The sequence below is a fragment of the Vagococcus acidifermentans genome (assembly GCF_003987655.1).
GTDB lineage: Bacteria > Bacillota > Bacilli > Lactobacillales > Vagococcaceae > Vagococcus_B > Vagococcus_B acidifermentans.
On the sequence record NZ_NGKC01000016.1, the window covers coordinates 37139 to 63364 of the forward strand.

Genomic DNA, 26226 nt, shown 5'->3' on the forward strand with positions numbered 1-26226 from the left:
TATCAGTCGGAATAAGCGCGATGCCCTATTCCTTGCTATCATGTGCATCTTTCAACGACTGTTCAGCCTTGTTTTTCTCAGCCTGCTCTTGCGCAGCATATTTAGCCAAGGCATCAACGGTAATCAGATCATCATCGTCATCATCCATATCACGAAGTTCAATCTCCTGGTCGTCTGCATCCAGTACGCGCATATCCAGACCCAGCGCCTGAAGTTCCTTCACCAGTACGCGGAAGGACTCCGGTACACCCGGTTTTGGTATTGGATCACCTTTGACGATTGCCTCGTACGTTTTCACACGGCCGACAACATCGTCTGATTTGTAAGTTAAAATTTCCTGCAATGTATAAGCAGCACCGTAAGCTTCCAGCGCCCACACTTCCATCTCACCAAAACGCTGTCCGCCAAACTGGGCTTTACCGCCGAGCGGCTGCTGTGTGACAAGCGAGTATGGTCCAATCGAACGGGCATGCAGTTTATCATCAACCATGTGCGCCAGTTTCAACATGTACATCACACCGACTGACACGCGATTGTCAAACGGTTCGCCTGTCCGGCCGTCATACAGGATAGTCTTAGCATCTTTTGCCAAACCGGCCTCGCTGACTGTACCCCAGACATCTTCATCATCGGCTCCGTCAAAGACTGGTGTTGCCACATGAATATTCAATTGGCGGGCTGCCATTCCCAAATGCAGCTCCAGCACCTGACCGATATTCATCCGTGACGGTACGCCCAGCGGATTCAACATGATGTCGACTGGTGTGCCGTCCGGCAAGAACGGCATGTCCTCTTCCGGCATGATGCGAGAAACGACACCTTTGTTCCCGTGACGTCCGGCCATCTTATCGCCCTCATGGATTTTCCGTTTTTGAACGATATAAACACGCACAAGCATGTTCACACCAGGAGACAGCTCATCGCCGGCTTCCCGGGTAAAGATTTTCACATCGTGGACAATACCGCCGCCGCCATGAGGCACACGCAGCGATGTATCACGCACTTCTCTGGCTTTTTCACCAAAAATGGCATGCAGCAGACGTTCTTCAGCTGATAATTCAGTAACCCCTTTTGGCGTGACTTTACCAACCAGCAAATCGCCGTCTTTGACTTCTGCCCCAATGCGGACGATACCCATTTCATCCAGATCTTTCAGCGCATCTTCACCGACGTTCGGCAGTTCACGAGTGATTTCTTCAGGTCCTAATTTAGTGTCGCGTGCTTCAGACTCATATTCTTCGATATGAATTGAGGTGTACACGTCATCTTTGACCAGACGGCGGCTCATGATAATCGCATCTTCATAGTTATAGCCTTCCCATGTCATGAATGCGACCAGCACGTTTTGACCAAGTGCCAATTCGCCTTCTTCCATAGACGGGCCGTCAGCCAGCACATCGCCGGCCTCGACTTTTTCACCTACACGAACAATCGGGCGCTGATTGTAGCTGGTTCCTGCGTTGGAACGATGGAACTTAATGATATTGTATTTGTCAAGCGCACCGTCTTTTCTGCGGATACGCACTTCACGGGCATCCACGTATTCGACTTCCCCGTCATGTTTACATAACAGTGCAGCCCCCGAGTCATGGGCAGCCTTGTATTCCATCCCGGTCCCGACAATCGGAGAACGCGGCTGAATCAGCGGAACTGCCTGACGCTGCATGTTCGCACCCATCAGAGCACGGTTGGAGTCGTCGTTTTCCAAGAACGGGATACAGGCTGTCGCAACTGCCACCACCTGCTTAGGTGATACGTCCATGTAGTCGACTTTATCAATGGAAACTTCCAAGTTTTCACTCTGAATACGCGCCATGACCAAATCTTCCTTAAATGAGCCGTCCTCATTCAGCGGCGAGTTGGCCTGCGCCACCATGTAGTGGTCTTCTTCATCAGCTGTCAGGTAATCAATCTGGTCGGTTACCCGGCCTGTCTTACGATCCACACGGCGGTACGGCGTTTCGATAAAACCGAAACGGTTGACTTTTGCGTAAGTGGATAGACTGTTAATCAAGCCAATGTTTGGTCCCTCAGGCGTTTCAATCGGACACATCCGCCCATAGTGGGAGTAATGCACGTCCCGCACTTCGTAGCCGGCACGATCACGCGTTAATCCGCCAGGTCCAAGCGCAGACAGCCGGCGTTTGTGCGTCAATTCGCCCAACGGATTGGTCTGATCCATGAACTGGGACAGCTGGGAAGAACCAAAGAATTCCTTAATAGCTGCCACGACTGGACGAATGTTAATCAGCTGCTGCGGTGTCAACGTTTCAGAATCTTGAATCGACATCCGCTCGCGCACCACACGCTCCATCCGGGACAAACCGATACGGAATTGGTTTTGCAGCAGTTCGCCGACGGAACGGATGCGGCGGTTGCCAAGGTGGTCGATATCATCCACAACGCCGATACCTTCCATCAAGTTCAGAAAATAGCTGATAGAAGCCACGATATCCGCCGGACGGATTGTCTTGGTTTTGGCATCAATGTTGCCGTTGCCGATAACATGAACCACACGTTCAGGGTCTTTAGGCGACAAGACTTTAATCACTTGAACGGTCATCGGCTCAGTCACAACACCGTCTTCTGACGGATAGTAAGTGACACTGTTGAGACCATTGTCCAAATGGTGCTGCAAATCATCCATGACTGAACGCGAGATGACTGTGCCTTTTTCAAACAAAATTTCGCCTGTGTCAGCATCAACCAGTGTTTCTGCTAACGTCTGATTCAGCAGACGGGTTTTCAAATTTAATTTTTTGTTGACTTTGTAACGACCGACAGCCGCCAAATCATAGCGCTTCGGATCAAAGAAACGGGCATTCAACAAGTTACGGGAACTTTCAGCCGTTTTCGGCTCACCAGGACGAAGGCGCTCGTAAATATCTTTCAAGCCTTCTTCTGTTCGTGAATCATTAGCATTTTTATGGATATCCTTCTCAAGCGTCAGCTGCAGACTTTCGCTTTCACCGAAGATTTCAGCAATCGTGCTGTCCGAACCAAAGCCCAACGCTCTGACTAACACCGTCAGCGGGATTTTACGTGTCCGGTCAATACGTGCATAAGACAAGTTTTTAGCATCTGTTTCCAGCTCCAGCCAAGCACCGCGGTTCGGGATAACTGTCGCTCCAAAACCTTCCTGACCGTTCTTTTCAATTTTAGGATTGAAATAAACACCCGGCGAACGAACCAGCTGCGAAACGATGACGCGTTCTGCACCGTTGATGATAAACGTGCCCATCTCGGTCATCAGCGGGAAATCGCCGAAAAAGACTTCCTGAGACTTGATTTCGCCTGTCACCTGATTATCCAGACGCAATGTGACATGAATCGGAGCAGAGTAGTTGGCATCGTGCGCACGTGCTTCCTCAACAGTATACTTAGGTTCTTTCATCTCATAGTTGACAAATTCCAATGATAACTTTTCGCTAAAGTCGGTAATCGGCATGATGTCCTCAAACATTTCCCTGATACCTTCATCCAAAAACCACTGGTAAGAATCTGTCTGAATTTCAATTAGGTTTGGCAGTTCCAGCACTTCGCTGATTCTGGAAAAGCTTCTTCTTTCTCGGTGTTTTCCGTATTTGACTACGTGTCCAACCAAAGTCGTCACCCCTCTGTGTTTTATCAAAATATCAATTATTTTACAGATGTTACAATAACCTTAAATTATTGTAACGATACCGGTTTTTTTGAAAAAAAAAACCAAAAATAGACAAGGACTTAAAAAAGAGCTCTCTATTTTTGTTTTTCTTATCAATGAAAAGGATATGGACAATATTTCATAGCCTTTCCCACTGTAAAATAAAGCTTTTTGCAACTAATCATTTTATCTTATCGCAATGACATTGTCAAGTGTTTTTATCAGCAGGGTTTCAATCTTTTCTGCTGACCAGAATATAATACCCTTTTTCTTTTCTAACCACTTCGGCGTTGCCGAACACTTCAGCCATTTTCTTTTTGGCACTGGGTGCGCCTTGCTTTTTTTGTACAACCAAAGTCAACGTGCCGGCGGTCTGCAGCAAAGGATAGGCTCCCGCGATGATGTCGTGGACCACTTGCTTGCCTGCCCGGATCGGCGGATTGCTGACAATTGCCGCAAACGCCGTGCCGTGGACCTCTTTGTAAATATCAGATGTATGTATCAATACATGGCTGATACCATTTTTTTCTGCATTTTCCTGAGCCAGCGCAACTGCCCGCTGATTGATGTCTACCATCTCTACCTGCCGCTTTGTAGAATATGCCAAAGCTAACCCGATTGGACCATACCCGCATCCCACATCTAAGATTGCACCTGCCGGCAGAGCCGTATCATCAAAGGTATCAATCAGCACTCGCGAACCGAAGTCCACTGTTTGTTTTGAAAAAACGTTGCGGTCAGTCGTAAAACGAAACTGCTTGCCGAGCAGTTCAAACTGCCACTCCTTCCGGGCATGCGGCGCATCCGGCTGATTGGTAAAGTAGTGATCTGTCATTTAACGCTCCCTGCCTTTCATCGTTTTGCGAATCGCCTCTGTCATCAGCGCCGCCAGCTGTGTATAACCAGCCTCAAAAAAATGAAGCCCATCCGACTGAAGCCACTCGTCCGGACGACCGCTTCTTTGCATCATCTCGTATAATGGCACTGTCGTACACAAACTGTCCTTGCCTATCCTGAGTGCACTTTCAACGTAAGCTTCAATCCGCGACAGAGGACGCTGTTTGCCTTGTTCTTGCTGATTAGTATAAGGTCCTGTTACCAGCACCGTCCGCTTAGGACCAATGAGTGAAATCAATTGTTTCAAATTCGCTTCATAGTCAGCCAAGCTCAAGTGCCTGTTTTCTGCCACATCGTTAGCACCAAAAAAGAGGGTGACGACATCAGGGGTGTACTCCAAAACATCACGGGACACACGCAAAAGTGCCTCCCTAGTTGTTTCACCTGGTATTCCGGCATTCACCACATCAGCTGCCGGAAACGACACTTTAATGCGGCGCGTCAGCTGATCAGTCACCTTCCCCTTCGAATAACCCGCCGTGATACTGTCGCCAAACAGAATAATTTTCGTCATCCTCAACACCTCAGTATGTTTTGTCTCTATAAAATATGTTATAATCAACCACGTCTTAGCATATCATAGCATGAAAGAAGGCCTTTTTACATGAAAACACCTGAATGTACAGTGAAAAAATGTCGGGAAACACGCGTGATTCAGACACACCGGATTTTCCCCGGCGACCTGAACTCCTTCGGCGCACTCTTTGGCGGAAAGCTGATGGCATTCATTGACGACACAGCATCCATTTCGGCAGCCCGCCATTCCCGTTCGGATGTCATGACTGCTTCCACAGATGAATTGAATTTCCTGCATCCCATCATGGATCACCACTCTGTTTGTGTAGAATCATACGTCACCGGGACGGGCAGAAAATCAATGGAAGTCTTTATCAAAGTCATCGGCGAAGTGCTAACAACCGGCGAACGCTATTTGGCAGCTACCAGCTTTATGACATTTGTTGCTGTCAACACGCCTGACTCCTTCACGAAAGTACCTGAGATTACACCTGAAACAGAAGAAGAAAAACAGATTTGCGCTAACTATCAGAAGCGCCGCCAGCGCAGACTGGAACAACTTTCGGACAATGAGGCATTCGCAGAGCATATATCCTTAGCTATCCCTTGGATTGATGACTAATTTCACTTAATTTTTCCGTTAAAATATGGTAGCATAAAGAAAACAACGCGTGAAAAATAGGAGTAATAAATTGGAAGAAAAAATGAATTTTCATCGTTTTACACGAGAGGAGTGGCAAAGCTTTTACCCAAATGGTGTCCCGCCTCTCACAGAGAGCGAATTAATGCAAATCAAAAGTTTTAATGACCGGATTTCCTTGCAAGACGTGCAGGATATTTATATTCCTTTAACCCATCTTGTTAATATTTATATGAAAGAATATGAATCCCTCCAGCTTGCCAAAGGGCTGTTCATGCAGCAGTTCGTCGGTTCCACACCGTTCATCATCGGTGTTGCCGGCAGTGTGGCGGTCGGAAAAAGTACCACTGCGCGACTGCTGCAGATGATTTTGTCGCGATTATTAAAGAAAAAACACGTTCAGCTGATCACAACTGACGGATTTCTTTATCCAACACGAGTTCTGAAAGAAAAGGGCATCCTAGACCGTAAAGGATTCCCTGAAAGTTACGACATGGAAAAACTGCTGGCATTTTTAAATGCCGTCAAAAACGGCGAGGAGTTTATCCATATTCCGATGTACTCCCACGAGAGTTATGACATCATTCCGGATATGTATGAAACAATCACACAGCCGGACATTTTAATCGTCGAAGGAATCAATGTCCTGCAGCTGCCTCAAAACCAGCAAATTTACGTCAGCGACTTTTTTGATTTTTCCATCTATGTCGATGCTGATTCTGAACTGGTCAGAAAATGGTATTTAGAACGCTTTGAGGCATTGCTGAAGCTTGCAAAAAATGATAAAAACAACTACTATTATGGATATGCGAACGGACCAAAAGAAGAAGCCATGGCCATGGCGGAAAACGTTTGGGAGAAAGTCAATTTAAAAAACCTCAACGAATTTATCCTGCCTACCCGCAGCCGTGCTGACATCGTGCTGCATAAAAAGGAAAATCATAAAATCGACGAGGTTTTGCTAAGAAAATTTTAAAAAAAGAGAGATAAGGGTGAAAACAGTTGTTCAATACGACCGAATTAAAAGACATGGAAAAAATCATTGTGTTAGATTTTGGCAGCCAGTATAATCAGCTGATTACGCGCCGCATTAGAGAGCTGGGCGTCTTTTCAGAATTATACAGCCATAAAATTTCTATCGAAGAAATCAAAAAAATCGCACCGAAGGGCATCATCTTTTCCGGAGGTCCTTTAAGTGTGTACGGTGAAGGAGCCTTCTCAATTGATCCGGAAATTTTTGAATTGGGTATCCCGATACTGGGTATTTGTTACGGCATGCAGCTGATGGCGCATTCATTAGGTGGAAAAGTTGAAAAAGCCGACAACAGCGAATACGGCAAAGCAATTATCGACATTACCAAGCCGGACTCCCTGCTGATTCAAGATTTGCCGAAACACCAGCAAGTCTGGATGAGCCACGGCGACTTGGTCACAAAAGTGCCGGAAGGTTTTGACATTGTTGCAACAAGCAAGGCTTGCCCTATCTCCATTATGCAAAACATAAACAAAAACTTCTATGCTGTACAGTTTCATCCGGAAGTACAGCACTCTGAATACGGCACCGACATGCTGAAGAAATTCACCTTTGACATTTGCCAATGCAAAGGCGACTGGTCGATGGAAAACTTTATTGACATTGAAATCCAAAAAATCCGCGAGACAGTCGGCGATAAAAAAGTCCTGCTCGCTCTTTCCGGCGGTGTCGATTCCAGTGTCGTCGGCGTACTGCTGCAAAAAGCCATCGGTGACCAGCTGACTTGTATTTTTGTCGACCACGGGCTGCTCAGAAAAGGGGAAGCCGAACAAGTCATGGAAAGCCTAGGCGGCAAATTCGGACTGAACATCATCAAAGTCGACGCCCAGAAACGCTTCTTGGAAAAACTAAAAGGCATCTCTGACCCGGAACAAAAACGCAAAATCATCGGCAATGAGTTCATTTATCTATTTGACGACGAAGCTGCCAAACTGGACGGCATCGAATTTCTGGCACAAGGTACACTGTACACCGACGTCATCGAAAGCGGAACAGACACAGCAGAAGTCATCAAGTCCCATCACAATGTCGGCGGACTGCCTGAGGACATGACATTCAAATTGATTGAACCGCTGAATACATTGTTTAAAGATGAAGTACGTGCGCTAGGTACTGAGCTGGGCATGCCAGACTCAATCGTCTGGCGTCAGCCATTCCCGGGACCGGGACTTGGCATCCGTGTCTTGGGCGAAGTCACTGAGGAAAAACTCCATATTGTCCGAGAAAGCGACGCTATCCTGCGGGAAGAAATCGCCAAAGCCGGACTGGATAGAGATATCTGGCAATACTTTACTGTACTGCCAGGCATCCGCAGCGTCGGTGTCATGGGCGACGGCCGAACATATGATTATACTATCGGCATCCGAGCTATCACGTCCGTTGACGGCATGACCGCTGACTTTGCACGAATCGACTGGGACATCCTACAAAAAATCAGTGTACGGATTGTCAACGAAGTCGAACATGTCAATCGTATCGTGTATGATGTGACGAGCAAGCCGCCTGCGACTGTGGAGTGGGAATAAAAGAGCATGATAACTTGGTGGGTAAACGTTGATTTAACAGCATTTAGGCACATATGAAATGGATGGAAACAAGTCAATTTGAATAGGTTCTCCGCCAAAATGGTTATTGGATTTTCCTATTTCGAATTGCTCAAAGAGCCTTGTAGCAAGAAAGCAAGGCTCTTTTTTGATTCCATTTTTTATGTCAGAATAAATAATGTCGCCAAAACAAAAAATATAAAGTCTTTTTTAGTACAAAGATAAGAGTATAGAGATAAATGTGGGGAAGTGCTTCCCTCTCTCGATTCTTCCCATTAAATGGTCGTTGATTCTTTCTGGTAGTCCCCGGTGCTCTTAATTTGTATCTAACGACACTTTACTAACATTTGGATAGAGTTTCAAAAATAACGAATACCATCAAATACACTCTATAGGAAGCGGAATTGTTAACTCGATTAGCAAACAAAATTAATACTACGCAAGTGAGTTTTATTAAAATGGGGCTTGTTATCGGGAGATAGAATACTCGTACTAAGCATTCAGTAATGAATGCTTTTTTGGTTGTCCATAATAAATAGAAGTTATCCTTTAAAAGGCTTAAAACAATGTTATACTCTTATATAAAAGGGAGGCGGGATTATGAAGCTTATAAATTATGAAATTCTATCGATTAGAAAGAAAAAATTTAAAGATTGTAATATTGAAAATGAGTTTTTTAATAGTTTGAAAGATGATTATCCAAAATTTAAACAGTGGTTTCTTAAAAAAGCGGAAAATGAAGTATATACTCATTATGACAGCGAAGGAAACATCCAAGGATTTTTGTACTTAAAGGAGGAGGACGAAACAGAGTGTTACAATGATATGGAACATCCCCTCCCACCTATGAGACGATTGAAAATAGGCACATTCAAAATTAGTGAAAATGGTTATTATATGGGAGAAAGATTTTTTAAAGTTATATTTGAGAATGCTATAAGAAATAATTTTAATGAAATATATGTTACTATTTTCTCTCATCATGATCAATTAATTCTTTATCTTGAACGATTTGGCTTCAAACAAACTACTAAACTTTTAAGTACTGGAGAGTTGGTATTTGTAAGAAATTTGCAAAATTTCGAAGATAACTTTTATCAAGGCTATCCTATTCTTAATACTATTGAAAAAAATTTTTTCTTGTTACCGATTAGACCAGAATATCACACTAAACTATTACCTGATGCCATTTTAAAAACAGAAGATAATAAAAACTATATTGATAATAATAAAGCTGGTAATACTCTAAAAAAAGTATATTTTGGCAAAAATCTATGGAAACATAAACCCAACAATGGAGACATCGTTTTTTTCTATAGAACAAAAGATCATTCCAATGCAAGCCCAGCACATTATCAGTCCGTGCTCACTTCAATAGGTGTAGTTTCCAATTACGGCATGGCGAGCGGATTATCTTTATCTGATCTTGACAAGTTACTCACAAAATGTGTGCTTGAAACTAGCGAAATTTCTCAGATTAAAAATCCAAATAATAAATATAGATTCCTAGAATTTACTTATTTCGGAAAATTAGACTATAGAGCAATTAATCTGGCTTACTTGAGAGAACACGATATTGAAGCTCCTAGAGGCTTGGCCATCATACCAAATCAAATCGGCTATTCAATATTAAAAGAATCTAGATATTCAGAAGGAATTGTTATAAAATAGAACATACTTGCAAAGGAGTGTGTTAAAAATGTGTACTATTTTACTATCCATTCATCCAGAATTTGTGGATAAAATAATGAATGGAGAAAAGAAATTCGAATTTAGAAAAGTTAAAACAAAAAGAAAACCTGATAAAATTATTATTTATTCAACTTCTCCTGTATGCAAAGTCATCGGAGAAGCTGAGGTAGAAGATATATTAGTAGATAAACCAGAAAATATTTGGAGTGAGACCAAGAAGTTTTCTGGAATCAATAAAGATTTATATATAGAATATTTTAACAATAAAGATATCGCTGTTGCATATAAACTTAAGAATGTCATTGAATATCCTGAGCCAATTGACTTACAGAGCTTAGGAATAAAGTCCGCACCACAATCTTTTGTCTATATTTAAATGTAAAGGGGAATGCTTAAATGAAAGCCATACTAATTTGCGGGATACACGGAGTTGGAAAATCCAGCTTTATAAAAAATAACGCACAGTTCAATTCTTACGCTAAATATTCTTGCAGCCAACTAATTAAAAACTATAGTGGTTTAGAGTTCAAAGATAAAAAAACAACAAATGTTGATGGAAATCAAAATATACTTTTAAAAGCAGTTCAATATTTCGTTAAAGAAAAACATGTGTTGTATGATGGACATATCACTTTGTTCAACAAAAACAGATCAATTGAAACCATTGATCCCTCTGTTTTTAAAAGTCTTAATATAGAACATTTCATCATGTTAAAAGCACCGCCAACTGTCATCTATGAACGAATATTAAAAAGAGATGGTACTACTTGGCTCACTATTGACATTATTGAAAAAGCACAAGAAAATGAAGAGAAAAAAGTTGTCGAATATTCGAAAAAGATGGATGTGACTTACGAAATTTTTTGTTGGAATGAACAACTAAGTGACTGGGAGAAATAGCCTAAGAATACTAGTTCTCTCTTTAAAGGCTACTCTATATTTTTTACAAAAGACAAACGATTAAATATCTTCTATCCCCAGACGTTTCTATGAAAAGAAGCGTCTTTTTTTATACCCAAAAACAATCGAAAGGAAACTATTATGAAACCAAAAACTAAATATTTCAACAAATTTCTTGGGGTACTGATGGTCTTGACAACACTCATCAGTACCCTTTTTACATCCACCACACCTGTGCAAGCCAGCACGCTCGTTTTGGACGAACCGACGAGTTATTACTACACTGGCGTCCCTGTCCACCTTGGTTATGAAATAACTCAGAATATTTACGTATTGAAAATAGATGGAAAGAAAGTATTTTGTGTTGAATCTGGTGTTCCCGCCTATGATGGTGAAGGCTATGTACCAGAAGCTTTTATCCATGCTAAAAAAGACTTGCTCTCGAAAATTGCTTACTACGGCTATACCAAGACAAAACAAACCCACTATGACTATGCCGTAACTCAACTCATGATCTGGGAAGAACTCGGCGACATCTATCGTTCTTCCACGATTCCAAACTATCAACAACGTAAAGCTGAAATCATGGCATTAGTCAAAAAACATGACACCCTCCCCTCTTGGCACAATCAAGTAGTCACTATCAACGTCGGGGACTCTTTAACGTTAAAAGATACTAACAACATACTAAGCGACATGACACTGGAATCCAACTCTACAAACAGTGCGATCAAACAAGATGGCAACACACTGATTATCACGCCAAGTGCTGATTCCAAAAACGGCAGTATCACTTATCGGAAAGTCCCTCAAAATGAAGTCGGCACATCCATTGTCTACAAGAAACCAAAAGAACAAGCCATGGTGGAATTTCATTTAGAGAATTCTAAACAAACCAACCTAAAAGTCAACATCATCAAACTAGGAAGCGTCAAAGTCCAAAAGATCGATGAAGATACTGGTCAACCATTGCCCGATACGACATTGCGTTTTGAATATTCAGGAATGACTAAAGATATCACGACTGACAAAAACGGTATTGCGGAAATCAAGGATATTCCACAAGGAACAAAAGTGACGATTACCGAAGTGACGGCTCCCAATGGTTTTGTCAATAAAGGAGAAATCAAAACAGTCACAATTGAACCAAATAATACGATTGACGTCCGTTTAGACAATAAAGCCCAGCAAGGCTTGTTGAAATTAACGAAGACTGGCAACAAAGTCGTCGGTGTGGAACAAGCGGAATCAGAGTATGGTGCCCTCCACTCTTTCATTTTTGACTATCGACCACTGGCTGACGTGACTTATGAGATTGAAGCTGTGGAAGACATTGTCGTTGGTGGAACCACCCATGCGAAAGCTGGTGACGTCGTTGCAACTGTCACAACCAATGAAGCTGGTGAATTAACCAACATGCCCTATCTCTATTTAGGCAAATATCAAGCTATTGAAACCTCTGCTCCCAACGGTTTTTTGATTGACCCTACGCCCCTTCCATTTGAATTTACGTATGCAGGACAAGAAATCGAACTTGTCACTGAAACAATTCAAGCAACCAATGAATTTCAGTCACTAAAATTATCTCTCTTGAAAGATGAAGAAACTATCAAGGAATGGAGTGGCGACAAACCCATTATCGACACAATACCAGCTAATGACAAAGTGTTTGGGCTATTTACGAATGAAGAGTTTCAACTTGAAGATGATGTCGTGCTTCCAGAGGATTCGTTATTGCACATCGGCACAGTCAATGATGGCGCACTTTTACTAGAACAATTGCAATATCCCGAAGGACATTATTATTTCAAGGAATTGGATGCTGGCACAGATCACCAATTACTTGAAAAGCATTATGAATTTGAATTCACTGCTGAGGACAATCTAAAGACTAAAGAAATTATTATTTCTGAAAATGAAGAAACTCCTCTACTAAACAAACTCCATTTCAATCAATTGTCACTGAAAAAACTTAATGAACAAGCTCATTTGGATAAAAAACAAGGCTATACCTTCAAGTACATAGAATCCAAAGGCGCTATTTTTACCTTAGAAGATAGTGATGGCACTGTGATTCAGACCGTAACTGTCAATGACAACTCGCTGGCGGTCTTCCACTCTATCCCTGTCGGCACATTTTACTTGAAAGAAAAGAAAACTTCGTCTGAGGATTTTGTACTGATAGATGAAACGTTCCGAGTGGCATCAACCAAAGATGGCGTTCAAGTATTTGACCAAAATGATACCTTGCTTGGTGAACAACAGCCAGATGAAAACACCATTCTATTTGAACTGAGAAATGATCTGATTAAAGGAAATGTGGAGCTGACCAAGACGGATATCATCACTGGTGAGCCATTGCCGAATACTGGTGTACGTATTCTTGATGAGGAACAAAACGTCATTATCGAAGGAAAAACTGACGAAAAAGGCGTGTTTAAATTCCGTCAATTACCAAAAGGCGTCTACTACTTCCAAGAGTTTGAAGCCCCTGCAAACTATCAGATTGATGAAACACCTTTAAAATTTGAAATCAAGGAGGATGGAGAAGCGGTGAAAGTAGACATGACCAATCGCAAAGTCACAACTGATGGCAAGTTGCCACAGACTGGTGAGAAAAATTATTTACATTTATATGTCGCTGGAACAATCGTCTCACTTGGCGCAATTCTATCAGTATTAAAGCGACGCAAAACAGCAAAAAATTAGACCAAGAATAAAAAAGTGAGGTAAGAAAAATGTTTCCCATCCGCTCCCCTACTTCCTGATATGAATAACTAAATATTTTATCGAAAATAGAAAGAAAAGAGGAAAATTTATGGAACTAAAACACGTAATTCCAAACATGAAACAAACTTTTGGACAACTAGAGTTTGCTGGAGAAGGAACTATCGAACAGCGACGTATCAACGGAACGATGACGATTACTTCTCGTAGTTACAATCTCTACTCAACCATTCAACGAGCAGATGATATTGTCGTCATTTTACCTGCAGAAGCTGGAGAAAAACACTTTGAGGTGGAAGATAAAATCAAACTTATCAATCCACATATCACAGCAGAAGGCTATAAAATAGGCAATCGAGGATTTACAAATTACATCATGCACGCAGATGACATGGTGAGGGCATAGAAAGGATAAGGTGAACACATGAGATTAGCAGAAGGCATCGTTCTAGAGAACGAAAAAACATTTGGTGTATTAAAATTTTCCGCCTTGCGACGTGAGGTAAAAGTCGTTAATGAAGAAGGTGTCGTGACCGAAGAAATTAAGGAGCGTACCTATGATCTTAAATCCAAAGGACAAGGTCGGATGATTCAAGTTAGTATTCCTGCAAAAGCTGGCGACAAGCAGTTTGACTACAATACAGAAGTTGAGCTGGTCAATCCAGTAGCCGATACAGTTGCAACAGCAACTTTCCGTGGTGCAGATGTAGACTGGTATATTAAGGCAGATGATATTGTTTTGAAGAGATTGCAAGGAAACACCCAGCAAAACCAAAAAATAAATCAAGATAAGAAATAATGTCACAATTTGTGATATATGACCATCATGCTATAATATAGTAAACTATCCGATAAAGGAGGTCTAGCTATGTTGGAAAAAAATCCTGATTCAAAAGACATGACGGATTTGATTGGACAGTCACTCTATGATGTATGGCAAGAATTAAATGCTAGAATTAGTCAAAAGTATGACATGAACTGCACTTGGAATAGCGGAGGTAAGGCATGGACTTATGAGTATAAATATCGTAGAGGTGGTAAAACGCTTTGTGCATTATACGCAAAAGAAAACTGCATCGGCTTTATGGTCATTTTAGGTAAAAATGAACGAACGAAGTTTGAGTCTGATAAAGATAGCTATTCTCAAATTATACAAAAAATATATGATGAAACCAAAACTTATCATGATGGAAAATGGCTGATGTTTGAACCTAGGGACTCTTCCATGTTCGATGATTTTATGAAACTATTGGAAATTAAAAGAAAACCAAACAGAAAATAAAACTTTACATTTACCAAAACAAGTAGCCTAAAACTGCTTGTTTTTATTTGTCAAGGAAAGAAAAAATGCTATTGCTAAACGCAAAAGAATACAAATCAAGCCATGGGAAGCTAACCTACTCTACCATTCTGTTTTTGCAATCTTTGGTTTCACTGGACTTCTGGTGATAGCTCTCTTCCACCTTCACTCCCTTTGAACTTAAATCCAAAGGACAGGGACGGATGATTCAGGTCAGTATTCCTGCAAAAGCTGGAGACAAGCAGTTTGACTACAATGCAGAAGTGGAGCTGGTAAATCCAGTAGCTGATACAGTCGCAACAGCAACTTTCCGAGGTGCTGATGTGGATTGGTATATCAAGGCAGATGATATTGTTTTGAAGAAGTTACAGAACATGGATAAGTTTCAGTCAAAAAATTAATTTGATTTTTTATTGTAATTTGAAATTATACAAGTAAAATGAAGTTCATAGATAGATTGAACAGGAGGCACTCTAGCATGTCTAAACCGATTACTACTCTTTTTCTATTGACTTCTGTTGATGGAAAAATCACTTCGGGGTCAAGTGATGAACTTGATTTCGATAAAGACTTCCCTACTATTGAGGGAGTAAAAGAAGGATTACAGCAGTATTATGACATAGAAAAAACGACAGATTTATGGTCGTTATGTTCGGGGAGAGTTCAAGCAAAGCTTGGAGTTAATTCGGCACCATTTCCTGAGAAAGGAGTTGTTAGTTTTGTTTTGATTGACAATTATCATTTAACAAAACATGGTATTCAATACTTTTCAAAGCTATCTAAAAATTTTGTTTTAATCACAAAAAATAAAAACCACCCTGCTTTTACTGTGGAAGAAAATAATCTAAACATTATTTTACAAGAAAAATTAAATCTTACTGAGGCACTTTCCATATTAAAAGAAGAATTCAAATGTGAAAGACTAACAATTCAAACTGGAGGAACTTTAAATGCACTACTATTACGTGAAGATTTAATTGACTACGTTGATATTGTAGTTGCACCTATTCTTGTTGGTGGAAAAGACACTTCTTCATTAATTGATGGAGAATCAATTACATCCCAGCAACAACTCAATGATATAAAGCCATTAGCTCTTAATTCAGTAAGTGAATTAGAAAACTCCTATATCCGTCTTCATTATAAAGTGTTAAATGAAAGATGAGAATAATTTATGTCTAATCAATGTACTTTCCAAAACTAAGCAAGCAAACAAGCTACTGCTTAGTTTTTTTACCAAGAAAGGAGAAATTGCTATTTTCAAACACAAAGGAAAACGAATCAAGCCAAGTGACACCAACCTGCTCTACCACATTAGTTTAGGAGTTTTTGGGGTTGCTGTACTTCTGGTGATGGCTCTCTTCCACCTTCACTTCCTTATGAGGACAGATTGGAAGACCATTACAGTTGAGGAAATTCTCTCACAATTTCATACACCATACTTTTTAGGTAGTGTTCTCACTGTCTTTTTTGTTTGCTTACTTGGTATGGCAACCCCTTTTTTGACAAAATTTATAAGGTGTCATTCCTTTTATCATGTTATCCGATTGCCCTTGACAGCGAGCCTCCCCGTCTGTGAGCTTTCACGATCAGCTTCCCAGCTTTAAAAAGTCAGGATCGTTTCCGTAACGGTATCACAGACGGGCTCACTATCAAGGGACAGCTTCGCCAATCTCTGCGTTCGTATACTGACAGGTGTTTGATAGCCAAGTGCCCCATGCAGCCGCCAGTGATTCCACCAATTGACATAATCAAATAACCCTAACTTTAAACTTTCAGGCGTTTCAAACTGATTGGGATACACAAATGCCATCTTGAATGATTTGTATGTTGATTCTGCTACCGCATTATCATACGGACAGCCTTTTTGACTAAGAGAGTGGGCAATACCAAACGTTTCCAGCACCTCCGAGATTAGTGCGTTATCGAATTCCTTGCCACGGTCTGTATGAAAGATGGACACCCTTGCCAAAGAGCCTTGAATAGACTGCAGTGCACATTTGACAAGTTCGGCATCTTTACGCGGACCATAGCTGCTGCCAATGATTTCACGGTTGAACAAATCCGTCACAAAACAGACATAATACCATGCTTGTCCCACTCGGACATACGTCAGATCCGTCACGATTTTTTCCAAAGGAAGATCGGATTTAAACTCTCGTTTCAACAGATTTGGCAAAGTTGTGTCATTGACAGGCGATTTATGCGGCTTAAACTGTGCTTTCGTATAATTGGAAACTAGTTGTCGTTGACTCATGATACGGCGGACTTTCCGGCGACTCACGCAGATGCCTTGTTGGGCCAGGTCTGCTTTGATTTTTCGTGCACCGTAATTATAACGACTTTGCTGAAAACTTGTTTCAACGGCTTCCTCCAAGTCACTTTCAGGATGCACTGGCTTAGCTTTGTAGTAATAGGTTTGCCGGGAAATGCCCAGCGCTCGACACATGGCTGATATGGCGTACTTGTGCTTGTTTTGAGAGATTACTTGTCTTTTCGTCCGAATATCAGCGCCGCTTGCTTTAAAATATCATTTTCCATTTGCAGTTTCAGATTTTCTTTTCTTAGTTTGATTAGTTCTTCCTCTTTGGGTGAGCGGTTGTCTTTTTCGCTGAATGACCCGCTAGTATCGGCTTGTCTGACCCAACGATCAAACGAAGAGCCGGTCAAATCATACTCTCGAATGATTTCCGATCGTGGCTTTCCTGACCGATACAGGTCCACCATTTGCTGTTTAAATTCCTTGGTAAATGTCCGTCTAGGTCTACGTTCTGACATGATGATTCCTCCAGTGTGTTTTATTATAATTTACACACCTTATTTTTATTGTCTAGTCCAGTGTAGCCTGTCCAGAATTTCTCTATTTCAGACTAAAAATGACTTAAAGATTAATCTCTAAAAATAGTTGGTTGTATCGATTAAATGACACGATGAGTAATGTTAATCATTGCTATTGGCTAAGTATTCAAATAAATTAGGAGATTGATTATATTTTTTACTTGCGACTTGATCTTTTGCTAATATTATTTGTTCCAGGTCAATATCATTTATAGTGGCTATTGCTACAGCATAATGAATAACATCTGCAAGTTCATCAGCTAAAGAACTTAAGCCATCATCTTTTTTTCTTCCATCATTTTTATTGATTGCTTCTGCAACTTCACCAACTTCTTCAACCAATTTCATGAATAATGAATTAGTAAATTCTTTTTTATTGTATTTCGTTCTTGTATAAGATTGCAATTGACGAATTGTAAATGTTAGCATATCTATCTCCCTTATAATGTTATTAAATCATTCATTTACTGGCTCGTGATAAATTACTTCTTTCCCTGCTTTCAATGCATATTCAATTTCACTTCTTGTGCTATTTCCAATATAACCATCAATATTGACAACATAAATAGCATCACTTATGTCGATTTTCTTTTTATGAATTTTATCTAGAATATCCAAGTCAATTTGTTCGAATTCAGTATCATCCCTATCTATACTATAAACGCATTGAAGGACTGCATATCTTTTTTTTAATTCTAAATCAAAAGATATTTTTATCATCTCTTTAGCAAACTTCATACTCCCACAAATTGTAACAATCTTTGTCTTCACAAATATCTCCTTCCATTAATACTTTAAAATAATTTTTGTATCATGATATTTTTATCATACCATTTTTCTAAATTCACGTGATAATAATATTGGAAATTTTGTAATAGAGAGCTATTCACTCTTTATTAATTGACTTATTCGATCTAGAAAATCATATTCCTTTGGCACAAGTGGCGTATAAAACTCACTAATCACGCTTGTGCCGACATCTACATAACCCCGTCCTTTGATTGGCTTCAAGAAAAAATCTTTATTCGTCTCACCAAACATCATACCATAGCCTAGCTCACTCATTCTGCCAAGAGCGACTCGGAAGTTGAATTGATCACGAATGTCATCACCTAAATACTTCGCATCAGGCCTTTGACACGCCAAGATTAAGAAAAAGCCCATTTGTCTTCCCAACATGACGATTTGTTTCAGCTTACTCATCACCTCAGCAGACTCTCGACCAATCATGTCCATAAAGGCAACATACTCATCAAAAATTAAAAAATGGGCTGTTAATCCTAGATAAGCATAGTTTTCTCCTGTTTGATAATCTGGCATTAATTTCATTTCCTCTGTCCGCCTTATCATCTGATCATAAAAATCGTTCAGACATGCCAGCATTTCTTCCTTTTTGTAGTAAACTCTTGGTAAAACTATTCCTAAGTCAGCCAAGTCAGAATTTTTAGGATCAAGGATAGACAACTCTGCATTGGTCTTTAACAATGCTTCGATTAGTGTTAATAAAAAGTAGCTTTTGCCTCCGCCAGTCCCACCTACCAACAACATATGAGGAAGTTTGTCATACTCCCAATAGACATTTTTCATTAATTTTAACTTGCCGTTTTCAGCTTTCACCTCATCAACTGAAATGCGGTTGCCAATTGTGTCATACAATAACGTATATACCACATAGGAATCTCTCAACTCCTTATCAACCAATTCGCAAAACAAACCAGATTCCAGCTTTTTTTCCAGATGGAGCAGCGACTCCTGATATTTTCCTAAAGTGATTTCTACTGTAATAACAATCAACCCTTGCTTGCGTTGATAATATATTCTAGGAAAATAAGTAATTTTTTCTTTTGATTTTCCAGATGACCAATCTTTAAAAAAACTGTCTGACTGGATATTCTCTGCCTCATACCAACGGTTTTCCAGCATCATCCTGGCTAATTTTTGTCGATGATTAAGTGATCTAAAATGACTCTTCCCGTAGCGAAGATAAATCAATACCAAAAAAAGACACACAAAAAGAGCAATGATAACACTGCTCTTAAAATAGTTTGTTTTAAAATATTCGGTTAAATTTGATAAATTAAGTTGCTGCCAATCAGTAGAAACGATAGCGGGAGAATGTAAGAGAGAAAAAGTGATTAAAAATAAAATGCTCAGTGATACAAAGGCTGATTGATAGATAAGGTGTTTGTCACTTGGTCTGATTCGTTTGCCATTTTTACTGATTAAAATCATCCCCTTATTTTTTTAACTGCCAACTTTCTCCTTTGTCATGAGTTTCAAATAAAATACCTTTATCATCCTCTGAACTAGGTGTAACTTTTATAGTTAGAATCTGATCTTGATAATAAGGCATGGAAAGATATTGATAGTCCTCTAGCGAGAGCCCGTATTCTTCAGCCTCTTTGGGCAGAGTCTCGACTGTCTCCATGGGCAGTAAGACTTCTGAAAAAGTAGCTCCTCCATCTTTTGTCACAAATATTTTAGAGCGGCTTCCAGAAGCACCAGAAATACCGATATAACCATAGGTCTCATCGAAAAATTCAACACCATGAGCAACTCCTCCCTCACCAGAAAAAGGATCTTCATTTTTCAGTGCCCAAGTGGCTCCCCCGTCATTGGTACTATTTAATTGATAATATCTCGTCCCTAAAGCTGCATTTACTACTTCAAGCTGCCAGCCAAAATTATCATTATCTTCTAAGAAAAAACTAACCGATCCGGTTCCATGATCTTCTACCCATCCTGAAGCTTCTTTAGCTATCTCTGCTTGTTCAGTTTTGTTCTGTTTCTCCACAACTTCTTGAGGTACGTATTCAGGTTCTGTGATAAATCTAATAGGATTTATTTCATCTTGATTTGGAACATATAAAGAAACTTCATAGCCCTTAATCATTCCTCCGCCAAATAACTGATTTATTGGCAACGAATCCTCAACTGTTTTCTCTTTTGAAACTAAAACTAAATTTTGCGGGGAGTCAAAACTTCTTCTACCAGCATAGGAAATCGCAAATAGTTCCGTTCCCATTTTTTCAGACCATTCAGAGACATTATTTCGAAGATTAACTCTTTCTAAAATCTCCAACATTGGTTCAAAAATTTTATCATCATCATAATCCAGACCCGTTCCATCGCCTAGATAAACAACTATATGCTCCTTATCTTTAATCTCATCATAGCTAATCAGGTAACTTTTGAGTTCTCCCTTACTGTTACTCCCATACAAAAGCGCATCTATTCTTTTTATTTGACCTTTTTTATCAAATTGAAGAGCAAATTCATCTTCAATGTATAACTTTTCAGGCAACTCTATCTTTGTTTCTAAATCTTCTAAGACACCCTTCACTCCATCCGTAAACAGATTAAGATGCATTATTTCAATTTCCTTTTTTCGGAAAAAATCATCTACTTTCCACGATAAAGCGCCATTATAAGGTATAGCAGAATAGGCAATCTTTCCACCAAAAAAGAGTGTAATTGAAAGAAAAGCGATAATCTTGAACAATGAAAAAGAGCGCGTTGACATTTTTTTAGCTGTTTTTTTCAAAAGTTTCTTTTTCAAGAAAACATAATAAACAGAAGTCACTATACAGATCGTTCCAGAGATAACTAATTTGATTAGATAGTGAGATAAGTTACCATACTGACACAACGCAGATAACTGATACATCAAAAAGAAGTAGACAACCAAAACCACCAAAAATAAGCCATTCTTGAGTCTGTTCAATCTTGTAATCTCTTGACTTTCATTCATCTCTTTTTACTCCTTCTTTAAATACAGTCAACAATTTTATGCCAACATCATTCATCATATTAATTTTCCAAGAAATCAGTTATGACTTTGGCAGATTCTTCTGCTCTTGTGAGAATAGCCGGATGACCGCCTGTTTGAAACAGATGAATTTTCCCATTCGATACCAGCTGATTCATCTCTTCATATTCTTGTCGGATATTATTACGACACATCTCATCTTCCAAGCTACCTAAAATTAGAATAGGTTTTTCTAGCGATTCCAATGATTTCGGAAAAAGATCTAGTTTCTTTTCAGCACATTCCACTAAGGCTTGTGTATCCATATCCACCACTGTTTCCCAATCATCTCCTTGGCACCACTTATAAAACTGGCTTGCCATCGCATCCTTCTTAGCAAATTCTCTTTCCCGCAAAAGATTTTCTGCAAAATCATCCGCTAATGTTCTCCCATCAAAACTATCAGCAACCACTTTCCTCACAAGATCTGGGCGCTCTAAAGCAGTATTGATTGCCACGTATGCTCCACCACTTGTGCCGACTAAATTAACTGGACCATAGTTCTGTTGTTCCAAAAATACGATGATCTGTTGAGCCTGCCAAAACCATAGATCTGGCGGAAATTTCTCCACTCTATCTGATTTTCCGTTACCAAGAAAATCAATTAAAATGACTTTAAAATTCTCCTGATACAAAGGTAAAATCATTTCGAACATTTTGGAAGAAGCTGTATTTCCATGTAGAAGAACTAAAGGTTCTCCTTTTCCTATTTCTTCATAGAAAATCTTGTAAGATTGATAGTTAAAAAATGACATTTTTTTGCCTCCTAATTTTATTATATTAGCAAGGCACGATCACTCATTTAAGTACACCTTGCTTTTTAGAATCCGTTTTGAATCCACATGAGCAAAACCTCCTTGAACATATTTCTAGTTCCCATTATACCTTAATACCTCAGCTAAAATAAGCCGTCATTTTTTGTACATGAAACAAGTTTTTGCATTACTTCCTTACGACACTTGCTTTTCTTTGCCGATTCCCTGTTTATTTTCGGTTACTAATAAAATATCATCCGCCTTAATATACCAGCTGACATCCGCACCTCTAAACGTCGCATTGGCCACAGTATCTACGACTGGATTGACCAGTTTCACTTTATCATTATAGTTAAAAGCTTTGGGCTGAACCTCTGCCGGCAATGTCACCTGAATCATCCGCTGCTGGGCGCTTGATTTCAAATCATAGGTCCTGCCCTTGATTTGTGTCGTCACATTCCCCTGTTCATCCGTCGTAAAAGACTCTCGCCGCATTTCTGAAAACAGCAATGTCCCAAATGTTTCCTTCTCATCTACCACAATACCTTCTGCTAATCTCATATTCTTTCTGTCCTTTCTATTATTATTTATTTGCTAAAATCAAATCGTCCGCATGACACACATAATTAACAAATCCCCGGTTGCCGATTTTATAGCCTTCTGCTGTAATCTTCGGATGGATTAATTTGACTGGCGCCATATAAGGAATATTTTTCTCCCCTACATGTGCCGGCAAAATGATTTCTAAATCATCTGCCCGCTGAATATCTGAGTAGACTTTATAGCCGCGAGAAATAATTTCTGTCTGACCATTGATCCTCTGCGTAGTAATTTTTCCTTCTCCTGCAAATTCCAATCGTCCAAATGTTTTTTCCACATCTGGAATAACATGTTTTAATTCCATTTTCAATCCTCGCTCTTCTTTAAATGAATATACTTCTTTTGCATGATCTGATAGTGATAACTAGCGACTGTAATCGTAGGTGAGCGAATTTTTTGCTCAATCTCCGTCACAACAAATCGTTGCAATTTATACTTTCCAGCCAATGTCACATCTGGAGAAAAGAATACCAGTAACTGATCATCGTTTGCTAACAACGGCTGATTTTCTCCACAAACACGATTAGTGATGACTCTGATTTCCTGATGTCGAAGAATCGCCTCCCGTAGTAAATGATTCAAATGAGACTCTATCGATAGAATCGGTTTTAACCACCGCCTTAATTCATTAACAAGCAACACATGGTCAGAGATCTTCAGTTGAAATTCTTTTAATATTTCTTTCACCTTCTTAACTTTTGTTGCTAATCATTATTTCTTTTTCTTCTTAACGTAATACCCAACACCTGTTGCAACACTGACCATGAGAATACCCACCCATAAAAGAGCCGAGTTCTTTTCACCTGTTTGCGGCAGCACTTCCTTCTTATTCAGTATCTTTTTATTGGTCATCTGACACTTCACTACTTCACCCTCTTTCGATATTTCAAACGGCATCAGCGTTTCATCCAACTCATAACCTGCTGGAGCAGAAAATTCTTGGAAGTAGTACTTTCCAGCTGGTAATTTCTCAAAACGAAAAATACCTTTTTCATCTGTTTGGCCTTCAACGACAATTTTTTCTGAAGCATCCATAATCCGAATCCCTGTATTCGGCAATGGTTCACCTGTGGATACATCTGTTTTGGTTAGTTCCGCCGTCCCTTTAATCAAATGATTTTTTACTTCAAATAGAATCAAAGGCTCAGTTTCTTCTGGCTCTTTCACTTCTGTTTTATCAAAGTCTTCATCTTTAGTTGATTCTCCCTCAATAGTTGTGCCAATCAATTTTCCTTGTTCGTCAAAAGCTTCGATACCTTCTAACGTAGATACAATCTGATATTTTTCTGATGAAAGAATGTAGTCTGTTGAGGATGGTTTCTTTTCTTTCAAATAAAATATGCCTACTGGTATCTGCTTAAATTCAGCAATTGAATCTTCAACCACAGTAACGGTCTGTATCACTTCACCATCAGCGGTTTCCAGCGTGAAAACAGCTCCTTTACCATTACTATCCCACTCAAATTCATATCCCTGTTTCTCTACCAACTCTGCCTTCTCATTGATTTTCTTTATAGCAAAATCATTAAAGTGAAGTTTATTCAGAATCGGCGCCGGTTCTTTATTGCCTTCTTGAGCATCCTCGTTCCCGTATATATCGATCACGACCTCTGGTTCATGATTACTAGCAGCAAACTCAAATTCATAATGTATCTCGTCTATCTGATGACTATCACTGGCTGCCAGCTCTTTAACATAATAGTGTCCTTCCGGTAACTGCATTTCCGGGAAAAATAAAGAGCCTTCCTGAATCGTTCCAAATTCAAGTAAGGCATCTTTAGGTACCGTATTTTTTTGTGAGAGTTTAAATTCTTGATTCGTGAATAAGCCGAATATCTGCCCTTCACCTGGGATAGTTTCAATTATTGGCTGATTATCTTGCCACTCACTGATCCGTTCTTCATTTTTATAAACATTAATTTTTAATTGTTGAAAGTCATTGGTGACTTCAACTGATTGAGACACCAGCTCTACTTCTTGACCTTCGTAAGTAAATTCAAACGGAATCGGTTCTCTGGTTGGTATAAAACCGGCTGGTGTTTCTTTTTCAATTGCTTCATATTTCCCTAGATATAAACGGGGCATCTCCATCAATTCTCCCGACTCGTCGGTTTTGACAGTCGCCACTGTCTCTCCCTTTTTAGCATGAATATGATCCCCCACTTTGATATCCTCCACTGTTTGAATATCAAATACGACATTCGCTAACGGTTGATAATCAAATTGGATATCGTGTTTCACTCCGTATGATGTATTCTCAGTTTTGACAGACGTCGCTTTTTGACCCGTTTTCTTTAATTGCAGGATACCTTGTTGGGCTTTGTTATCAAAAATCACTTCAATGGTTTTGTTAGGTTCCACTATAATTTCTTTACGTTCACCCTTGTTAACATAGCCGTTGCTTGCTGTGACTTCGGTGATAATCACTTTAGTGCCAGCCTTCAAGTCTGAAATAGTTGCATAGCCATGCTCATCGGTCGTGATTTCTTTGGTCTGTCCGTCATACTCGACTTTCATTTTGGTATTAGGCACAGGCTTGCCAGTATCTTCATCTACCTTCTTAATCTTCACATCGCCATTTAGATTCACTCTGATGTTCAGCAACATCTCTCCAGCATTGGCTAATTTAAACGTCGCAACCTTTTGTTCGCCTGCCTTATAGTAAACAAAGCTTTGACCGACATGTTCTCCCGCTGCAATACCGTAGCGGACTTCTCCCTTTTCTTTGGATTCTTTTGTAGCAGTCAATTTTAATGAATTCCCGTTTTTTTCTAATTTCAAATTAGCCGAGTTGCTGATCAGCTGCCCGTAATTTGATAGAACATTCGCAGTGTCAGTTAATGTTAGAGTATCTCCCACATTTAACTCCACCGTTTGATCATGAAAACTCGGCTTAGCATTATGTTTTGCAACTTTAGCTAAAATCTCACTTTTTCTTGTGGCATAGTTTGGCAGATTAGTCGTTAACAGCTTATCCCCCATTTCTTCCCAGATAATATTCTGGGTGATACCATAATTAACTGCATTCGGAGCCAATTGATACCCATAATAAGCAATCAGCGATAATCGGTCTTTTTCTTTGATGGTTAATTCTGACGGCGTAAAAACTGATCCGCCATTCAAATTGACCCCATGTTCAATACAAAAAGCAGTACTGCCTTCTGCTTTTTTCATGTAGACCCCATCATCCGTCCAGTGAACTCCACTGTAAGCGCCTGATAAAACAGTACCTACAAACCAAATAGCCTGACCTTTATACTAGAGTCAGACTATTTACTGTTTATCAAAAGTATATGTTGCCCGGCAAAGTTGTTGAACTTCCTCTGCCCAAGG

25 protein-coding genes and 1 pseudogene are annotated in these 26226 nt (G+C 39.9%); 13 read left to right on the forward strand and 13 right to left on the reverse strand.

The window, feature by feature from the left end:
- Positions 1–25 precede the first annotated feature (25 nt).
- From rpoB to CBF27_RS11980, 3 genes are all read right to left on the reverse strand, one after another.
- Entirely contained in the window at positions 26–3604 is a 3579-nt protein-coding gene (gene rpoB, locus CBF27_RS11970; protein WP_170175109.1) for a DNA-directed RNA polymerase subunit beta, read from the reverse strand.
- Between the two features lie 271 nt (positions 3605–3875).
- The gene (locus CBF27_RS11975) at positions 3876–4478 is read right to left on the reverse strand and encodes a class I SAM-dependent methyltransferase (protein WP_126814627.1); all 603 of its coding nucleotides are present in this window, start codon (positions 4476–4478) and stop codon (positions 3876–3878) included.
- On the reverse strand, positions 4479–5054 hold the full coding sequence (locus CBF27_RS11980) for an SGNH/GDSL hydrolase family protein (protein WP_126814629.1): 576 nt from the start codon (positions 5052–5054) through the stop codon (positions 4479–4481).
- Positions 5055–5144: 90 nt separating this feature from the next.
- Here CBF27_RS11980 and CBF27_RS11985 point away from each other — a divergent pair, with 90 nt between their 5' ends.
- The 13 genes and pseudogenes from CBF27_RS11985 (at position 5145) to CBF27_RS14050 (ending at position 16499) form a co-directional block, all read left to right on the forward strand.
- The gene (locus CBF27_RS11985; RefSeq protein ID WP_126814632.1) at positions 5145–5678 is read left to right on the forward strand and encodes an acyl-CoA thioesterase; all 534 of its coding nucleotides are present in this window, start codon (positions 5145–5147) and stop codon (positions 5676–5678) included.
- A gap of 70 nt (positions 5679–5748) precedes the next feature.
- Positions 5749–6672, forward strand: coding sequence for a type I pantothenate kinase (gene coaA / locus CBF27_RS11990; protein ID WP_126814634.1), 924 nt, complete (start codon positions 5749–5751; stop codon positions 6670–6672).
- Between the two features lie 53 nt (positions 6673–6725).
- Complete coding sequence (guaA, locus tag CBF27_RS11995; RefSeq protein WP_126814671.1) at positions 6726–8255, forward strand: glutamine-hydrolyzing GMP synthase; 1530 nt, start codon at positions 6726–6728, stop codon at positions 8253–8255.
- Positions 8256–8873: 618 nt separating this feature from the next.
- Complete coding sequence (locus CBF27_RS12000; RefSeq protein ID WP_126814635.1) at positions 8874–9944, forward strand: hypothetical protein; 1071 nt, start codon at positions 8874–8876, stop codon at positions 9942–9944.
- 28 nt (positions 9945–9972) lie between these two features.
- A complete protein-coding gene (locus CBF27_RS12005) occupies positions 9973–10341 on the forward strand; it encodes an ASCH domain-containing protein (RefSeq protein WP_126814637.1) in 369 nt (122 codons plus the stop codon).
- Between the two features lie 20 nt (positions 10342–10361).
- On the forward strand, positions 10362–10865 hold the full coding sequence (locus CBF27_RS12010) for an AAA family ATPase (protein WP_126814639.1): 504 nt from the start codon (positions 10362–10364) through the stop codon (positions 10863–10865).
- A gap of 141 nt (positions 10866–11006) precedes the next feature.
- On the forward strand, positions 11007–13574 hold the full coding sequence (locus CBF27_RS12015) for a SpaA isopeptide-forming pilin-related protein (RefSeq protein ID WP_126814640.1): 2568 nt from the start codon (positions 11007–11009) through the stop codon (positions 13572–13574).
- 109 nt (positions 13575–13683) lie between these two features.
- Positions 13684–13998 carry a YdcP family protein gene (locus CBF27_RS12020; protein WP_126814642.1) on the forward strand — a complete coding sequence of 105 codons (315 nt, stop codon included), beginning with the start codon at positions 13684–13686 and terminating at the stop codon, positions 13996–13998.
- A gap of 18 nt (positions 13999–14016) precedes the next feature.
- Complete coding sequence (locus CBF27_RS12025) at positions 14017–14391, forward strand: YdcP family protein (protein WP_126814643.1); 375 nt, start codon at positions 14017–14019, stop codon at positions 14389–14391.
- 69 nt (positions 14392–14460) lie between these two features.
- Positions 14461–14874, forward strand: coding sequence for a DUF3788 domain-containing protein (locus CBF27_RS12030; protein WP_126814645.1), 414 nt, complete (start codon positions 14461–14463; stop codon positions 14872–14874).
- Positions 14875–15065: 191 nt separating this feature from the next.
- A pseudogene (locus CBF27_RS12035) lies at positions 15066–15293 on the forward strand (YdcP family protein); the annotation flags it as partial.
- Positions 15294–15370: 77 nt separating this feature from the next.
- Positions 15371–16057, forward strand: a complete 687-nt coding sequence (locus tag CBF27_RS12040) for a dihydrofolate reductase family protein (protein ID WP_126814649.1) — start codon at positions 15371–15373, stop codon at positions 16055–16057.
- On the forward strand, positions 16047–16499 hold the full coding sequence (locus tag CBF27_RS14050; RefSeq protein ID WP_148112303.1) for a hypothetical protein: 453 nt from the start codon (positions 16047–16049) through the stop codon (positions 16497–16499). Before CBF27_RS12040 ends, CBF27_RS14050 begins: the two co-directional genes overlap by 11 nt.
- Here CBF27_RS14050 and CBF27_RS12045 read toward each other — a convergent pair.
- The 10 genes from CBF27_RS12045 to CBF27_RS12090 form a co-directional block, all read right to left on the reverse strand.
- A protein-coding gene (locus CBF27_RS12045; RefSeq protein ID WP_126814651.1) for an IS3 family transposase occupies positions 16496–17670 on the reverse strand; the annotation gives its coding sequence in 2 pieces (ribosomal slippage) (positions 16496–17391 and positions 17391–17670; 1176 coding nt in all). The two genes, CBF27_RS14050 and CBF27_RS12045, sit on opposite strands and share 4 nt — an antisense overlap.
- 162 nt (positions 17671–17832) lie before the next feature.
- A complete protein-coding gene (locus CBF27_RS12050) occupies positions 17833–18159 on the reverse strand; it encodes a MazG nucleotide pyrophosphohydrolase domain-containing protein (protein ID WP_126814653.1) in 327 nt (108 codons plus the stop codon).
- Positions 18160–18186: 27 nt separating this feature from the next.
- Complete coding sequence (locus CBF27_RS12055) at positions 18187–18501, reverse strand: hypothetical protein (RefSeq protein ID WP_126814655.1); 315 nt, start codon at positions 18499–18501, stop codon at positions 18187–18189.
- Between the two features lie 111 nt (positions 18502–18612).
- On the reverse strand, positions 18613–19953 hold the full coding sequence (locus tag CBF27_RS12060; RefSeq protein WP_211334664.1) for an FtsK/SpoIIIE domain-containing protein: 1341 nt from the start codon (positions 19951–19953) through the stop codon (positions 18613–18615).
- Positions 19954–19966: 13 nt separating this feature from the next.
- Complete coding sequence (locus CBF27_RS12065) at positions 19967–21481, reverse strand: WD40/YVTN/BNR-like repeat-containing protein (RefSeq protein ID WP_126814658.1); 1515 nt, start codon at positions 21479–21481, stop codon at positions 19967–19969.
- A 59-nt stretch (positions 21482–21540) separates the two neighbouring features.
- Complete coding sequence (locus CBF27_RS12070; RefSeq protein ID WP_126814660.1) at positions 21541–22293, reverse strand: alpha/beta fold hydrolase; 753 nt, start codon at positions 22291–22293, stop codon at positions 21541–21543.
- A 195-nt stretch (positions 22294–22488) separates the two neighbouring features.
- Positions 22489–22854, reverse strand: coding sequence for a YdcP family protein (locus tag CBF27_RS12075; RefSeq protein WP_126814662.1), 366 nt, complete (start codon positions 22852–22854; stop codon positions 22489–22491).
- 22 nt (positions 22855–22876) lie between these two features.
- Positions 22877–23197 (reverse strand): YdcP family protein, encoded by a 321-nt coding sequence (locus CBF27_RS12080; RefSeq protein ID WP_126814664.1) that lies wholly within the window; start codon positions 23195–23197, stop codon positions 22877–22879.
- 2 nt (positions 23198–23199) lie between these two features.
- Positions 23200–23580, reverse strand: coding sequence for a hypothetical protein (locus CBF27_RS12085; protein WP_126814666.1), 381 nt, complete (start codon positions 23578–23580; stop codon positions 23200–23202).
- A gap of 24 nt (positions 23581–23604) precedes the next feature.
- Positions 23605–26067, reverse strand: a complete 2463-nt coding sequence (locus CBF27_RS12090) for a SpaA isopeptide-forming pilin-related protein (protein ID WP_245986079.1) — start codon at positions 26065–26067, stop codon at positions 23605–23607.
- Between the last annotated feature and the right edge of the window lie 159 nt (positions 26068–26226).